This is a genomic window from Companilactobacillus nuruki, assembly GCF_002872255.1.
Classification (GTDB): domain Bacteria; phylum Bacillota; class Bacilli; order Lactobacillales; family Lactobacillaceae; genus Companilactobacillus; species Companilactobacillus nuruki.
Genome location: NZ_NIPR01000009.1, coordinates 1 through 16,685, shown reverse-complemented (window position 1 = coordinate 16,685; position 16,685 = coordinate 1). Strand labels below are relative to the sequence as shown.

The window sequence follows — 16,685 nt, the reverse complement described above, 5'->3', positions numbered from 1 at the left end:
TACTACCCCTTTTCCGATAAGATTATTCAATAATCATACTCTTCTTAGCACTCTTGTGAAGCTTGTGCATAAATGGTTTGAGCTTTTCAGTAGTTAGTAGACCTAGGAGATAAAAGGCTACTCCGAAGGCTATTAATATGATAATATCCTTTGTTGCATTTGGCCAGTAAATACCACCAACTGCTTCACGAATCAGATTAACAGCATAGGTAAATGGTAAGTATGGATTGATAAACCTGAAGAAACCATCTGATAGGACGACTGGGAAGTTACCACCGGCACCGGAAATTGAAAGTACCAGAATGATAATACCTAATCCCTTACCAACCGTACCGAACATCTGAACCAGTGAGTAGAGAATTGATATGAAGACGAAACTGACTAGCATACAGAATAGTACTAAAAAGACTTTTTCTTTTACATAAGCATGAATGATAAAGAGATTACCAAGTGCTGCAGCAATTGCTTGTAATTGGTTTAAAAAGCCAAAGGTTAAGTAACGACCATTGAATCGTTGTTTAAATGTGTAACGATATTTTTGACGATCGTTTAATTGGAAATGAACTGTGAAAACACTGGATAGAAGCAAGGCACCAACCCAAATACATAATGCTAAATAGAAAGGAGCACTAGCAGAACCATAATTTGGTACATCGTATAAATTGACTTGTTTCAAATGAACTGGGTTAGAGAAAAAGTCAGATTCTTTATTAGCATCAGACTTCATTAGCTTGATAAGAGCTTCTAGATCAACGTTCTTTTCGCCCTTTTTCAACAACTTGGCGGAATGATGAACATCCTTCTTTAGCTGTGGCCAATCATTTTCAGCAAAATCATTAGCTGTTGACAGAGCTTGTTCTAGTTCAGGAGTTTTAGAGTTAACCAGATTCAAGGTTGTAGTTAATTCGTTTTCAATTTGTGGTAATTGATATTGAACGAAGAATGTAGCGGTGGATAGTTTCTTCTTCAAAGTTGGATAATCATTATTATAAAAATCGTTAACCAAATTAATACCTGTTACAATATTGCCCATGTTCCCGTTTAGCAATTGGTTAGCGTCGTGAATTTCGTTACCAACAGCAGGCAATTGTTTTTGGTACTTTTGAAGGTAAGTTAAAGCAGTTTGCAAAACACCTTTAGTATTATTCAAAAGTCCAGGAATAGCAGGAATAATATTATTGTTAACTTGACTTAATGTTGTACCAGCATCTTTTAAGAGCGTTGAAACGCTACTAATGGTGCTAGAAACACTGTCCATGATATTTAAGGCCTTAATATCAGTAATTCCGTCAGCGATCTTATCAGCTTGTGATTGTAGATCAGTTAATTTATTTTGAAGATCAGTAGTATTAAGATCACTGTAATTATTTAAAATGTCATTGGCTTTGTCACTTAAAGTGTCATTTAAAGTTGCCAAGTCATTAAGGTGCTGAATAGGTTTATCAAAGATGGTTGTTTTATCGTTTCCTAATTGATCAGCTAAATTATTATAGAAGTTTTGCAGATCATTAAGGGATGAGGCGATTTGACGACTTACTTTAGCCAATTGCGTAGCATCAGTTGCTATATTTTGGATAACTGTTTTTAGTTGATCCTTTAATTGTTGATTTTTAGGATCTTCTTTAATTTTATCGATCAAATCGTTGGCATTGGATAACGAATTGCTGATTTGATTAGCAATGTTATAAATCATTGATAAACCGGTATCAACGGTTGTCTTGATTACTGGAAGGGCCTGTTGAATCTTAGGAATTAATTCGTTGTTAGCTTTATTAGTAGCATTTTCAGCATCTTGCCCTAATTGTTGAATATCAGGCATAACATTTTGAACCTTATCAATAACTTGAATACCGTTTTCAACCTGAGTAATACTTGTATCCATTAGGTTGGAAATTTTACCAAAATCATTATCGATCTCATTGACTTGTGAACCAGCACTTTGAATGTCAGGTATCTTGGTTTGAAGATCCTTAGCTGCTGTGCCACCAGCATCCGCTAATGGTAAAAAGTTATTCAAATTGACTAATTTTTGGGCATCTTGATTCAATAGTGGAAGATAGCCATACATATCATTTGCTTGTTGTAATTTTTGGTTTAAATTAGGAACAATTGTATTGGCTTGTTGAACTTTGTCCATGATATCTTGCAATTCTGGTAGATTGTCATCAGTGGTAATAAGCAGACTTGAAAGCCGCCGTAACATTGGTAGGTTGTGCTCAATATCAACTCCAGACTTGTTCAATGCTTTGGTAATAGTCTTACTTACTGTACCAATAAATTCGTCTGAAATTGTGTTTTGCAGTGTCGTTGCCCCCGACTCAGTTAACTTCGGGGCGACCGCATTTATTTTCTGATTAACCGAGAATACTAAATTAGGTTTCTTGATTTTACCAGACAAGAAACTAACTATATCCTTAGAGAAATTCTTGGGTACATAAATTCCGGCATAAAAGGAACCATCTTTGACTCCTTGGTCTAATTCCTTCTTGGAGTCAACGAAAGTCCAACCAAGTTTTTTGTTTTTCTTTAAATTAGCAATTAATTGATCGCCAATTTCAATTTTTTGTCCCTCAAGTTCAACGGCCTGATCATCGGAATAAACACCAACTTTTAGACCACCTGTGTTTGAATAAGGATCCCACAGAGCCCAAACGTTAAACCAACAATACAGACATGGTAAAATAATCAAAGCCAACATTAATAATGTTGCAGGTTTTGACTGTAACGTCCTCTTTATATCTAATCTAAATAGCTCCCAAGCTTTGATAGAAATCCCCTCCAAATCTTTCTTAAAAGCAAAGTGGCGCAATGCCATTATATAACGTTATGATAACGGATTATAGTAAATAAAACCATTGACGGTATCTAGGATTTCAGAATCGTCGTGAAGCATTGAATGTTCAGCGTTTGAACCTTTCATATAATATTCACTATATTCCTTAGCCCGAGGCTTTAGAATATAGGAAATCGATTTAGCCGATGTAACGGAAATATATTTGTCACTATTGGAATGGTCGCCAACGTTTCCATAGATATTCAGAACCCTCAAATCATCCGAAACGTTGTTGCGATTTATAAAAATTCTAAAATAAGTAGGACTCATAAAAGCAGGTCGTCCATCAGGTTTTAGACGATTGATGTTGGGAAGATCTCCCAAACCTAAAATTCCATTGAATGGTCCTGCAATAAGAACCAATTTTTTTAGTCGTGGCATATAAGAACGCATTTTTTCTCGTATATTGAGTAAAACTAAAGCGACCGCACCCAAAGAATGACCGATAGCATCATATGTAGTAAATTCATGTTTTAAGCGTAAATCAAATAGTAGTTTGACCAACCAATAAGCCATTTGGTTACTGCCAACCCATTTGTTTTGGAAAACGACTTGGACAATGGGATGTTCATCATCAGTCCAAGTTCCCTCATAAGTGATTTTTCCACGCCAATTGATTATTGCTTTCAAAAATTGATCTTTTTGTTTACCATTACAGTCTAAAGCAGACTCAATCATTTTTTCAGTCGTATAATCTCCTCCACGAAATCCGTGGATGTAGAAAATCGGCCATTGTCCATTTTTCATAAATTCACCCCAACAACATATTATTATATAATTATTGTTGAGAAATTTTAACCAAATGAGGTATGACAATTGCAAAAATATTATGCAGTACGACGTGGCAAGAAGCCAGGAATCTATTTAACATGGCCTGAATGTAAGGCTCAAGTTGATGGTTTCACCGGTGCAAGGTATAAAAGTTTTACCGATAAATCCCAGGCTCAAGCCTTTTTAGAAGGTAGTGATTCTTACAGCAAGCCAGTAACTAAGAAAAATAATAAGCCAAAAGTTTCTGATATTAATGATTATGACGTAGTGGTTTACACTGATGGTGGCTCTAGAAATCATGGAAATTATAAAGGTGGTCATGTAAAAACAACCGATAAAGCCGCCTGGGCCTATCATATCAGCAATCACGACCAAACTTATGAAGGAACTGGTGGTGAATTTGGAGCAACCAATAATCGCATGGAGATAATGGGCCTGATTCAAAGTATTATTCGATTAAATGAGCTAAAAATCAATCAACAAAATACGATATTTGTCTTAGATTCTCAATATGTGCTAAATGCAATTACTAAAAATTGGTTAGCAGGATGGAGAAAACGAGGTTATAAAAAGGCTGATGGTAGTGTTCCTGTTAATGTAGAATTATGGAAAGAATTGGATAAACTATTACCAACAGTTACTAATAAAACTTTTGAATGGACTAAAGGACATGCGACTAATGTTGGCAATAATCGAGTTGATGAGCTATTAAATGAAACAATGGATAAAATGTAGTTTGATTTGAAACCAAAATAAATAGTCTGTATTGATTGTCAAAAATGTTTGAGAAATAACATAATTGATATCAATACAGACTATTTTTAATCTATTTAAGAGAGTTTAGCAGTTTAAAAATCTCTTGTAACACCTTTAAGCAAACGGAAACGAATAAATTTACCTATTTCAGTTACTAGTAGAACAATACAGCCGGCTAGAATAGGAATCAACCAACCATAGTAGAAATTAATACTTGTAGTATGGAAAATGTCTTGCATAAATGGTAAGTAAATAATTCCCATTTGTAGAACAATCAAAATGGCAATGATATAAAAGGCCATTTTATTCTGGAAGAAAAATTTGGAAATAACAGGGTGATCATTTCTTAAATTAAATAGGTAGAAAATCTTACCAAAGATAATGATGTTCAAAGCCATTGTGCTTCCGACAACCTCAGGTAGACCACGACTCGTTAGAGAATCAAAGGCCCAAATACCGAGACCTGAGATTAAGGCGGAGACGTAAACTATTTCAAAAGTATCTAATTTCGTTAATAATCCAGCTTTTACATTTCTTGGACCACGAGCCATAATTCCGGCTTCTGGTGGTTCAAAGATGAAAGCAAATTGAATTGTTAAGGCTGAAACCATATTGATCCAAAGCAATTGAGCAGGATAAAGTGGTAAATCTTGGCCTAAGAGGATACTGATCACAGCAATTAAACCTTCAGCAAAACTTGTTGGTAAAAGGAAACGAATTGTTTTACGAATATTGTCAAATACATGACGACCTTCACGAACAGCCACAACAATATCGGCAAAATCGTCGTCAGCTAAAACCATATCAGCTGATTCTTTGGCAACCTCAGTACCTTTTATACCCATAGCCACACCGATATCAGCTTGTTTTAGGGCTGGGGCATCATTAACACCATCACCAGTCATTGAAACAACATGATCATTGGCTTGCTGAGCACGAACGATTCTTAACTTGTTGGCCGGAGTAGTTCTAGCAAAGACGTTGTAGTCATCGATTTTATCTTTTAACTCGTCATCAGACATAGCATCGATTTCAGGACCAGTAATAGCTTTTACTACTGAATCCAAATCTAATTTATTGGCAATTGCGGTTGCAGTATCTGGATGATCACCAGTTATCATTTTTACTTTGATACCAGCCATACGTAATTCGTGAATCGATTTACGAGCTTCTTCTCTTGGTGGATCAATAATTCCCACCATACCAGCTAGTGTTAAGTCTTTAATCTCATTTTTTTCAATATTATTTACTGAAGAATCGACAATTTTATAGGCTAGTGCTACAACTCGTAATCCATCAGTAGTTAAAGCTTTTATTTGTTGATCCCAATAATTAGAATCAGTTCGTTGATTACTCAAATCAATAATTGTATGAGGAGAACCCTTAACCATTAAGACTCTTTGATTATTTAAGTTAGCTAGACGAGCAGAATATCTAAAGGCGGAATCAAATGGTAGAGAATCGATTTCATCTACTTCAGGGTCAACACCAGTCATTTTCCGATATAGGGTGGTTAAAGCACCATCAGTTGGTTCACCGTTTAATTCCCAGCGATTATTTTCAAAATGCAATTGGGCGTCAGTGGTCTGGCCAGCAATATTAACTAACCATTGCATATTTTTGTCTGAATGCCAATTAATTTTTTGTCCATTTAACTGTAATTCACCGTCAAAATTAACTCCACCATCGGAGTAACCAACACCAGTTACATCAAAGCTATGTTCAGGCGTGATGACTTTTTTAACGGTCATTTCGTTTTTAGTTAATGTACCAGTTTTGTCAGTATTAACAATATCAACGGCACCAAGTGTCTCAACAGCTGGCAATGATTTTACGATCACATTACGTTTAGTCATTTTCCTTGTACCCATAGCTAAAACAACTGAGGTACTTGCAGGAAGACCTTCGGGCATTGATCCGACAACCATTGTAATAACGGAAACCAACAATGTTGGTAAGCTATATGTATCTAAGAAATAACCAATGATGAATAAAATAACTGCTGCAATCACGATAGCAATTGATAGACCGAAACCTAATGAATTTAGATTTCTCATTAAAGGAGTGGGACGTTCTTTGACAGTTTCAACAGAATCTTGAATTTTACCAATTTCTGTATTTCCAGCTGTCGCAACAACGATACCCATACCAGAACCACTTGTGACAGCGGTTGAGGCATAAACCATATTTTTGCGCTCGGCCAAAGGCAAACTGCTTTCAGAGATGGGTTCTTCGATTTTTTCTACAGGGTTGGTCTCACCGGTCAAAACAGATTCTTGGACACTTAAGTTATCGGCTGAAATCAATCGGATATCGGCAGGAACAGCATCACCAGCCTCTAGGTTAACTAAATCACCGACAACAAGATCACGAGCATCGACCTCTAATTTTTCGCCATCGCGGAAGACAAAATTTTTTGAAACTAACATTTCGCGAATTTTCTCTAATGCATTACCAGCTTGTCGTTCCTGAACATAGCCAATGATCGCATTACAGATGATAACTAAGCCGATAACAATCGAATCGGAATAACGATGCATTAGGAATGTCATGATTGCAGCTGCAGCCAAAATATAGATAATACTGTTATTGAATTGTTTAATGAACTGTACTAATTTCGAGGTTTTTTTGACCTCTAATTCATTTTTGCCATTTTGAGTTAATCGTTTAGAATATTCATTTTCACTTAATCCATCTTCAGCGTCGGTTTGATAAAGATTTGTTAAATCTTCCTCATTGAGTTGCCAAATTCTTTTTTCGTGGCGTATCGGGACGTGATCCGAATCAGTATTTTCGGATGAATCTGGATAAGTCTTTTCGTCTTGCATATTTTCCTCCTAATATTTAGGTTTATTTATCCTCATGATGGGATACCAATGAAATTATATCCTATGTTTTTATAGAAAGCAGTATTTTTGAATTTTAAAAAATAAAGTTAGTGCTTAACTAATTAAAGACAGTTAAACTGGAAATAAATGATTTTCCAAATATAAATAATGCTTAATTTACTAATTAGTGCTTAAAAGGGAAGAGAATATGGTTAAATCAGTAGACAAAGTTTATGAAGTAATTAAGAACAATTATTCTAACGACTGGGTAAATACTAAAGAAATCGCTAATGCTGTAGGTTTAAGTCGTAATGTTATTAGTATTTATTTATCGCAATTATATAAAGATGGGAAACTAATTAAACAAAATAGCCGTCCGGTTCTTTGGAAACTGGCTCAAAAAGATCAACCATTTCAAAACATAATTGGTTATTCTGGCAGCTTAAAGGAAATTGTAAAAAAATGTCAGGAGTCAATTGTTTATCCACCTAATGGTTTTCCCTTGATAATTACTGGTCCTAGTGGTGTTGGTAAGAGCTTCCTAGCAAAAAATATTTATGAAGAAGCAAAAAAGCTGCATGTAATTGACAAAGACGCCAAATTTATTACTTTAAATGCTGCTGATTATGCCAATAATCCTGAATTACTTTCTTCGGTATTATTTGGTTATAAAAAAGGAGCATTTACTGGCGCCAATGAAGATACGTTGGGATTGCTGGATCAGGCAGACAAAGGATACTTTTTCTTAGATGAAGTTCATCGTTTGCCAAAAGAAAGTCAGGAGAAGTTATTTTCATTATTAGATTCAGGTCGATTCTATCCTTTGGGGGAAAACGAAGCTGCTCATCAAGTTAATGTTAGATTTATTTTTGCAACAACTGAGGAACTAAATAACTTTTTATTAAAAACTTTTGTTAGAAGAGTTCCACTAAATGTTGCGTTGCCTGCCTTTAAAGATAGACCGTTAACAGAGCGTTTGTCATTGATATTCAATGCATTTAAAGAAGAAGCTAGAAGGACCGAGCGACAACTGCATGTGGAAAATTCGGTGATTGAAAGATTAACTAAAAATGATGCTCCGGGAAATATTGGAGCAGTAGAAAATTCTGTGAAGTTGCTCTGTGCTTCAGCATATACTGATAATTCTTATGCCAAAGATATCTATATTGGGCATGATGCTGTAGAAGACAATTGTGTAGTAATTAATAAGGAATTTGATGTTAATAACTATGCACCTATTAAAGATTCAGAATATAAATTACTACAGAGATTGCATGAAGAACTAGTTATGGATATTGGTAACAACAAGGATATTTCGGATCACATTCTCTTACTGATGAAATTTTTAAGAGAGGTTCAATATTTAAAAGATACAAGTTTAATTGATTCGATCAAAACTAAAGTTGATTCAGGAATCAAGGATGTACTTAATAAAAAATACGGAATCAAATTACAATTGTCTTATAGCGAGTTTGAGCAACTGTGTTTTGGAATATCTATTTACTATTTTGTTCAAAATAATAAATTTAACATGGACAAGATGTTTAAGAACTTCGAAGAAACTTATCCTAGAACAATGTACATTTATCAACAATTTTTAAAATCTATTAATGTCGATGAACAGTTTCAAAAATTCAATACGCCTTGGTTGTTTTTATTATTTAAAGACAAAATCAGTCTTATTGAAAGTGTTCAATATACTGGGATAATTCTTGCCCATGGTGATAGTACGGCCACTAGTATTCAGAGTGTAGTTAATAATCTATGTGGAAATTATATTTTTGAGGCCTTTGATATGCCAATTGACATATCAATTTACGAAATTAATCGTTATGTTCAAAAGTATATTAAAAATCAGAAAGATAACGATCATAAGGGGATCTTTGTTCTATTTGATATGGGATCATTGACACAAATGTTCTCAGAAATAAAAAAATATTCTAACTGTGAACTCTTAGTTATCAACAATGTTACGACTGCGACAGCGTTGGATGTGGGGATAAGAATTCAAAGAAATGATTCTTTTAAGCAGATAACAAAGGCGGCCAATCAGTTTGGTTTAGCATCTGGAACCCAATATTATGAAGGCTTATCGGATTCTTCTAATATTGTTGTTTCTTGTATGTCTGGAGTTGGTTTGTCAGAAGAAATCAAACGGATGATGTTAGATTCGCTTTCAAATAAATTTGAAATAATAACGATGGATTATAAAGATTTGAAGCAAACCTTGGAGAATCATGAACAAAAGTTCTTCGATAAAACCAAATTTGTAGTCACAACCACTGATATTACAACTAATCTGGATATTAATATTATTAATATTTATGACATCATGGAAAAAGATGGTTATGAACGATTTGAAAAACTTCTAGTAAGTTCAGGTGAGCAAGAACCTAATATTGAGTCACTAATGAATAAGATGTTGAAGTTTTTTACCATTGAAGGGATTAAAGATAGATTACAGTTTTTGAATCCGGATGTAGTTATTGATGAGGTTCAACTGATTACTCAAAAATATCAGGATTATTATGATATTTCATTAGATGGTAAAACAAAATTGAATCTATATATGCATCTATCATTGATGATTGAGCGAATGTTAGTGAATTCACGTAAACAAGATAATCCCAGTGTTACTTTTGATGATGATAAGGAAAAAGAGTTTTATTCAGTTTCAAGGACGATTTTTAAAGGTATTGAATTGAAATACAATTTTACGGTCAATGATTACGAAATATCACTGATGTATCAACTATTACATTTTTATATTTGATTAAAGTAAGTGCTTAATTATAATTAAGCACTTACTTTTTTTTATTTTAAAATGCCTAAACAGCAGCCTTTTGAAAAGTTGGCACGTAAATTGCTTATATAAAAGTGAGGAGGAAAGCAAAATGAAAAGAATAGTTGTTGCCTCGCATGGAAGCATGGCTGAAGGTATGAAGAACACAATTGAATTATTTGCGGGACATGACAATGATGTTGACTATATATCCGCATATACAAAGAAGAATGATGATTTAAATGAAACAATCGATAAATTATTTAGTTCATTTAATGATGATGATAAAGTAATTATTTTTACAGATTTAAAGGGTGGCAGTGTTAATCAACGTCTAACTGTTAAGGCCCAGAATAATCAAAACATATTCATAATTTATGGATTTAATTTACCAGTAGTAATTGAAGCAATTTTAACTAAGGAAGAAATTACTCAAGAATATATTAAAAACTTGATTCAAATTGGTAAGGATAGTTTGGGAACAATTGATTTTAGTAAGAATGAATCGAAAAATGACGATGAAGATTTTTTCAATTAGGAGGAAATAAAAATGATTAAAATTATGAGAGTTGATGAAAGATTGATTCATGGACAGATAGCAATGGTCTGGTCAAAGGAAATGAGTATTGATGGAATCGTAGTGGCTAATGATGATACTGCCGCTAATCCTACTCAACAAATGGCTTTAAAAATGGCAGTTCCTTCAGGAATCAAAGTCATTGTAAAAACTGTTGATGCAGCAATTGATCTATTGACTGATGAGCGTGCCCAAAATATGAAGTTGTTTGTTTTGGTTAGAACTGTGGGCGATGCTGAAAAAATAGCTGAGAAAGTATCAGACATTCAATATATTAATCTCGGAAATGTTGGAAAGGCTTCGACTGATCCTAAAAAGACTTTGACACAATTTGTTATGCTGACCGATCCAGAAATTGAATCTTTAAAGGAGTTGGTAAAGATTTATCCGGATACCGCATTACAGAACTTACCAACTGATAAAAAAGAAAAAGCCACTGATTTCATTGAAAAAATGAATCTATAAAATTATTAAAGATGAGGAGAATTTAACATGTATGAGGCATTTGCTGTTGCGATAGTTGTATTCCTAACCGTTGGTGGTCAGGAGCTATTAGGTTTTTCAATGTTAGGTAGACCAATCGTTATTGGACCATTGGTCGGATTATTATTGGGGGATGTTAAAACTGGTTTAATGATCGGTGCATCTCTGGAAACCATTTTTATGGGTATTGTTAATATCGGTGGTGCCAGTGCCGCTGAACCAGGATTGGCCAGTGCTTTGGCAGTTGCTTTTGCTATTATTATGCACGGTGGCTTAGGAGTTGCTCTACCACTAGCAATTCCATTGGGTATTATTGGTCTACAAATAAAAACTTTAATTTACGTTGCTGTTGTTGGTCCGTTTGCAAGTAAATTCGATAGTATGGCTGAAAAAGGTAATCAAAAGGGAATAGTTAGGTTACATTTTGGGTTATGGGCCTTGCAATGGTTCTTATATTCATTGATTCCATTTTTTGCAATGTTATTTGGTTCAGAAGCTACACAAAATGTTTTAAAAATGATTCCAACTATTATTGTCCATGGTCTAACAGTGGCCGGAAACGTATTGCCAGCTGTTGGTATGGCAATGTTGATGAAAATACTTTGGGATAAAAATATTTCAGCCTTCTATTTCTTAGGTTTCTTATTGGTAGCATATCTAAAAATGCCATTGATTGCGGTAGCTGTAATGGGTACGATTATTGCTATTTTGGTCGCTCAAAGAGATTATCAATTGCACAATATGGGACAAAAAATTTCAGCTAAACCAGTCGTTGCTCAAACTACCACGGAAACGAAAGATGAACAAGAAAATGATGATTTCTTTAGCTAAAAATTAGGAGAAGACGATTATGAGTAAATTTTCGAAAGATATGACCAAAGATGAAAAGAAATTAATGAGACAAATGTATTGGCGTTCATTTACTTTATATTCAGCCGTAACACCCGCTAAGCAAGGGGCTTCAGGTTTTGAATATTCAATGTTGCCATTTATAAATAAGTTCTATAAAAAAGAACAAGACAAAAAAGAAGCTATGGTTCGTCAGATGTCATATTTCAATACGAATCTAGCCATGGCACCATTTGTCATGGGAGTTACAGCTTCCATGGAGAAACAAAACAGTGAGAGCGATGATTTCAATGCGGAGTCAATTAATGCGATCAAAACTAGTTTAATGGGACCATTAGCTGGTATTGGGGATTCTATTTTCTGGGGAGTTTTAAGAGTTATCGCAGCGGGAATTGCCATCAGTTTAGCCAAAAACGGTAATATTGCTGCTCCTATTATTTTCTTATTACTATTCAATATTCCAGTTCAATTGGTTCGGTGGTATGGTGGTCAACTTGGCTATACTTTGGGATCAAATTATATTGGTGAATTGTATGAAAAGGGTCTAATCAATATCTTGACAAAGGCGGCTAGCATTGTAGGTTTGATGATGGTTGGTGCCATGACAAGTAATATGGTTAAATTCGATTTGAAATGGAATATGGTTTTAGGTGGTAAAACTATTCTAAAATCTCAAGAAATGTTGAATCAAATTTTTGTTGGCATTTTGCCATTGACGATAACCTTATTGTGTTTTTGGTTATTAAAGAAAAAGAACGTCTCAATTAACTGGTTGATCTTGGGAACAATCGTGATTGCAGTAGTTTTGGCTTTATTAGGTATTGTTTAAATGAAAAGCGAATGGTGGAAAAATGCTGTTATTTATCAAGTTTATCCCAAGAGTTTTTATGATACTAATAATGATGGCATTGGAGATTTATCCGGTATTGACAAGAAATTGAATTATTTGAAATCATTAGGAATTGATGCTTTATGGATCAGCCCTTGTTATCTATCTCCCCAGATTGATAATGGCTATGACATTGCTGATTATCGCAAGATTGATCCTATGTTTGGTAATAACGACGATATGAAGCAGCTTATTGTAGATGCTCATCAAAAAAATATAAAAATTATTATGGATATGGTAGCTAATCATACCTCTGATGAATCAATTTGGTTTAAGGAAAGTCGTAAATCTAGAAATAATTATTTTAGTGATTTCTACATCTGGAGAGACCCTAAAAATGATGGCAGTGAGCCTAACAATTGGGGATCAAATTTTGGCGGTTCTGCTTGGACTTATGATGAAACTCGTCAACAGTATTACCTACATTATTATGGGAAAAAGCAACCTGATTTAAATTGGGAAAATCCTCTAGTTAGGGAAGCTATTTATGATGTGATGCGATATTGGAAAGCTCAAGGTGTCGATGGCTGGAGAATGGATGTGATTACCTCGATCTCTAAAAACCAAGACTTTCCCGACAATCCCAATCCGCATCAATTGAGGTATGTTGTTGGTAATCAAGATAACGGACCTAGAATGCATGAATTTATTCATGAAATGAATCAACAAGTGCTGGCTCCTTTTTCTATGATGAGCGTTGGTGAAGCCCCTTCAAGTAAAAGTAAAGATGCAAGAATGTTGGTTGATCCAAAGCGCGAAGAACTAGATATGGTCTTTACGTTTGAACATATGCATGTTGACCGTAAACCGGGAGATGTCAATGGTCGTTGGGCCATTCAACCAATAGATATCGTTCAATTAAAAAAGACTTTAGCAAATTGGCAAGACAATTTGAATGGACATGGTTGGAATGCATTATATTTTGAAAATCATGATCGTGCTAGAACTCCATCAAGATGGGGTGATGATAAAAATTATCGTTATGAATCTGCCACAGCATTTGCTACTGTTTTGCATGGATTAAAGGGAACACCGTTTGTTTATCAAGGTGAGGAAATTGGGATGACCAATCCTAAATTTGAACTGGCAGATTATGAAGATATTGAATTAAAAACTAATTATCAAAAATTAGTTGAGCAAGAAAAGACTATCAGTAAGGCAGATTTCTTGAAGGCGGCTCAAAAGATAAGTCGGGATAACGCTCGTACGCCAATGCAATGGAACAGTTCAAAAAACGCTGGATTTAGTGAGAGTGATCCGTGGTTTAAATTGAATCCTAATTATCAAACTGTAAATGTTGAACGAGATATGAATTCGCCACGTTCGATTTTTAAGTATTATCAAAAATTAATTGAATTACGACATAATGAAGATATTTTTAGAGATGGTGATTTTAAATTGATTTTGCCAAATGATAGAAATATTTTTGCTTATACTAGAACATTGAAAGATCAGATGTGGCTGGTTATTGCTAACTTATCAAGTTGGGAACAACAGGCTTCGTGCTTGAATGATTATGATAAAACAAATCTGGTACTTGGAAATTATGATTTTGAAGAAAAGGGTACTCTGAGGCCTTATGAGGCAATGATTTTAAGGAAATAAAAAAGCATGGATGATAACCAACTTGGCTGTCATTCATGCTTTTTATTGAGCAACTATAATTATTATTAGTTAGAACTGTTACCACCAAATAATCCGTTGAAGAATGAGACAATTGAGTCCCAAATTCTTTGTAAGAAATTACGATTCTCTTGAGTATTCAAGTTATTGAAAATATTCTTAGCTTTACTCATGATATCGCTACTTAGTTTAGAAGCTTGTTCTTTAAAGTTTGAATCCTTTAAAGCACCAGAATCTCTGATTTGAACCATCAAATTGATAATCTGTTGTTTTTGGTTATCAGTGATAATATTCTGAATATTATTTTGTTGAAGGTTGTTATTAACGATAGTAGTGATTTGGTTGACGGTTATATTGTCACCTTTTTTAGCGATGTCTGATTTCATTCCAGCAACCGCATTATTCAATTGCTTATCAGTATAGCCATCAGTACCTTTATTGGCATCGGTAATACCACTTAAGACGCTCATTTCTTTTTGAGCCGCATTAACTTGGTTTTGGTTCAATGAATCGCCACTATTTGCATATGCTGCATAAATACCAGCTAAGGCACCTGAGCCATCAATTGGAGTGGCAGATGTTACATAAATATTAGCATCACTGATACCAGCAGTAACAGCAGCATTACGATACTGATCAGCAGTAATAGTAGTGATATTGTTTTTACCATTGTAGTCGACGATCTTTACGTTGATACCTGAGCCAGATGATGTTTTTTGAATCAACGCAGATGACCAAACACCGGAGTTGCTGGTGAATGAACTACCACTTGGATTCAAGTACTTAACTAAAGTATCACCTGTGACAGTAATTGTTTTGTAATTACTGTCATTAATTTGTGAAGATAAGGCACTAATTGTACCTTGACGTTGGTCATTCGTTAAAGATGTTCCCAAAGTCATAACTGGTTGATCACTCAAATCATCAGCTTTAACTGATTGAGCTGAAAATACTCCCAGTGTGATTACAGATATTAAACCTAATAAAATAACATTTAACTTTTTCAAGGTCATATCCTCCTTATATTGATAATTAAACCAAAAATATGTGAAAAATTCGAGAACTTCACTCAATTTTTTCAAGTTTCACCTTCGCAAATAGCTTTTTGGCCTGTTTTATGCTATTCTGTAGGTTCTAGGATTACGCTTAAGTAATAAATTTAAAAGGATTAGGTGAAAACACAATGAAAATTGTCGTTCTTTCAGGCGGAAGAAGTACAGAAAGAAATGTTTCTTTATCTTCCGGAGTTAAAATCACCAACGCACTACGCAGCAAGGGTTATGAAGTCGCATACGTTGATTCATTTTTAGGCAAGGATGTCGAAGAAGATAAAATTGATGATCTTTTTACAACTGAACCAGAGAGTGAAGGAAAACTTGTCATTGATGACGAAGTTTTAACTGATGAAAAGATCAATGCACTTCGTACGGATGGAACTAGAGGTCTTCTAGGTAAGAATGTCTTGAAGATTTGTCAACATGCCGATATTGTCTACATGGGACTTCACGGTGAAGATGGCGAGAATGGTAAAATGCAAGCCGTTTTTGATGTTTTTGATATCAGATATACAGGTAGCGGTTCACTTGCTTCAGGACTTGCTATGGATAAGAAATATTCTAAAGAAATTTTTGTTCAAAGTAAGATTCCAACAGCTCAATATGCAACAACTAAAACTGCTCAGATTTTATCTGAAGATATTCCATTCAATTATCCAATGGTAGTAAAACCATCTAATGGTGGTTCAAGTGTTGGTACACACATTGTTAATAATGCTACTGAATTAAGAGAATCAGTAGCTGATGCGTTGAGATTTGATAGCGAGGCCTTGATTGAAGAATATATCAAAGGTCGTGAATTCTCAGTTGCAATCGTTGATGGTTTGGTTTTACCTGCTGTTGAGATAACTGTTGATACTGGTTGGTATGATTTCCAACACAAATTCCAAGAAAATACTGTTACACATTTTATCACGCCACCAGATTTGGATGACGAAACACATTCAAAGATGCAAGCATTAACTAAGAAGACTTTTGAGGCGTTAGGCATGAGTAACTATGGTCGAGTTGATTTCTTATTGCGTGATGGTCAATTATATGTCATGGAAGCTAATACATTGCCAGGTATGACACCATTGTCATTAATGCCAAGAGAAGCAGAAGCGGCTGGAATTTCTTATCCTGATTTGTGTGAAAGAATCATTAAGAGCAAAGTTACTTATTACGAAAATAAAAAATAAAATTAGAACAAGAAGAAATATACTTAGCTTGTGAACATTAAAATAAGGTCATCTAGTA

The 16,685-nt window shown here is 34.5% G+C and carries 12 protein-coding genes; 8 read left to right on the top strand and 4 right to left on the bottom strand.

Annotated elements, in window-relative coordinates; all coding sequences use genetic code 11:
- Positions 1 to 22 precede the first annotated feature (22 nt).
- Positions 23 to 2,815, bottom strand: coding sequence for a YhgE/Pip domain-containing protein (locus CBP76_RS04575; protein WP_102195765.1), 2,793 nt, complete (start codon positions 2,813 to 2,815; stop codon positions 23 to 25).
- A 9-nt stretch (positions 2,816 to 2,824) separates the two neighbouring features.
- A complete protein-coding gene (locus tag CBP76_RS04570; protein WP_102195764.1) occupies positions 2,825 to 3,580 on the bottom strand; it encodes an alpha/beta hydrolase in 756 nt (251 codons plus the stop codon).
- A 69-nt stretch (positions 3,581 to 3,649) separates the two neighbouring features.
- Between CBP76_RS04570 and CBP76_RS04565 the strand changes: the two genes are divergently transcribed.
- Complete coding sequence (locus CBP76_RS04565) at positions 3,650 to 4,339, top strand: ribonuclease H family protein (protein WP_102195763.1); 690 nt, start codon at positions 3,650 to 3,652, stop codon at positions 4,337 to 4,339.
- Positions 4,340 to 4,452: 113 nt separating this feature from the next.
- Here the strand turns inward: CBP76_RS04565 and CBP76_RS04560 are convergent, their stop codons facing one another.
- On the bottom strand, positions 4,453 to 7,188 hold the full coding sequence (locus tag CBP76_RS04560) for an HAD-IC family P-type ATPase (RefSeq protein ID WP_102195762.1): 2,736 nt from the start codon (positions 7,186 to 7,188) through the stop codon (positions 4,453 to 4,455).
- A 208-nt stretch (positions 7,189 to 7,396) separates the two neighbouring features.
- Here CBP76_RS04560 and CBP76_RS04555 point away from each other — a divergent pair, with 208 nt between their 5' ends.
- From CBP76_RS04555 to CBP76_RS04530, 6 genes are all read left to right on the top strand, one after another.
- Positions 7,397 to 9,961 carry a sigma 54-interacting transcriptional regulator gene (locus tag CBP76_RS04555; protein ID WP_102195761.1) on the top strand — a complete coding sequence of 855 codons (2,565 nt, stop codon included), beginning with the start codon at positions 7,397 to 7,399 and terminating at the stop codon, positions 9,959 to 9,961.
- Positions 9,962 to 10,082: 121 nt separating this feature from the next.
- Positions 10,083 to 10,508 (top strand): PTS sugar transporter subunit IIA, encoded by a 426-nt coding sequence (locus CBP76_RS04550; RefSeq protein ID WP_102195760.1) that lies wholly within the window; start codon positions 10,083 to 10,085, stop codon positions 10,506 to 10,508.
- A 12-nt stretch (positions 10,509 to 10,520) separates the two neighbouring features.
- On the top strand, positions 10,521 to 11,012 hold the full coding sequence (locus CBP76_RS04545; RefSeq protein WP_102195759.1) for a PTS sugar transporter subunit IIB: 492 nt from the start codon (positions 10,521 to 10,523) through the stop codon (positions 11,010 to 11,012).
- A 27-nt stretch (positions 11,013 to 11,039) separates the two neighbouring features.
- Entirely contained in the window at positions 11,040 to 11,861 is an 822-nt protein-coding gene (locus CBP76_RS04540; protein ID WP_102195758.1) for a PTS mannose/fructose/sorbose/N-acetylgalactosamine transporter subunit IIC, read from the top strand.
- A gap of 19 nt (positions 11,862 to 11,880) precedes the next feature.
- Positions 11,881 to 12,708, top strand: coding sequence for a PTS system mannose/fructose/sorbose family transporter subunit IID (locus CBP76_RS04535; RefSeq protein ID WP_102195757.1), 828 nt, complete (start codon positions 11,881 to 11,883; stop codon positions 12,706 to 12,708).
- Complete coding sequence (locus CBP76_RS04530; protein ID WP_102195756.1) at positions 12,709 to 14,373, top strand: glycoside hydrolase family 13 protein; 1,665 nt, start codon at positions 12,709 to 12,711, stop codon at positions 14,371 to 14,373. It begins immediately after the preceding gene.
- A 65-nt stretch (positions 14,374 to 14,438) separates the two neighbouring features.
- On the opposite strand, the gene CBP76_RS04525 is transcribed toward CBP76_RS04530, so the two are convergent.
- The gene (locus CBP76_RS04525) at positions 14,439 to 15,398 is read right to left on the bottom strand and encodes a DUF1002 domain-containing protein (protein ID WP_102195755.1); all 960 of its coding nucleotides are present in this window, start codon (positions 15,396 to 15,398) and stop codon (positions 14,439 to 14,441) included.
- Positions 15,399 to 15,574: 176 nt separating this feature from the next.
- On the opposite strand from CBP76_RS04525, the gene CBP76_RS04520 reads away from it, so the two are divergent.
- Positions 15,575 to 16,627 carry a D-alanine--D-alanine ligase family protein gene (locus CBP76_RS04520; RefSeq protein ID WP_102195754.1) on the top strand — a complete coding sequence of 351 codons (1,053 nt, stop codon included), beginning with the start codon at positions 15,575 to 15,577 and terminating at the stop codon, positions 16,625 to 16,627.
- Positions 16,628 to 16,685: the final 58 nt, after the last annotated feature.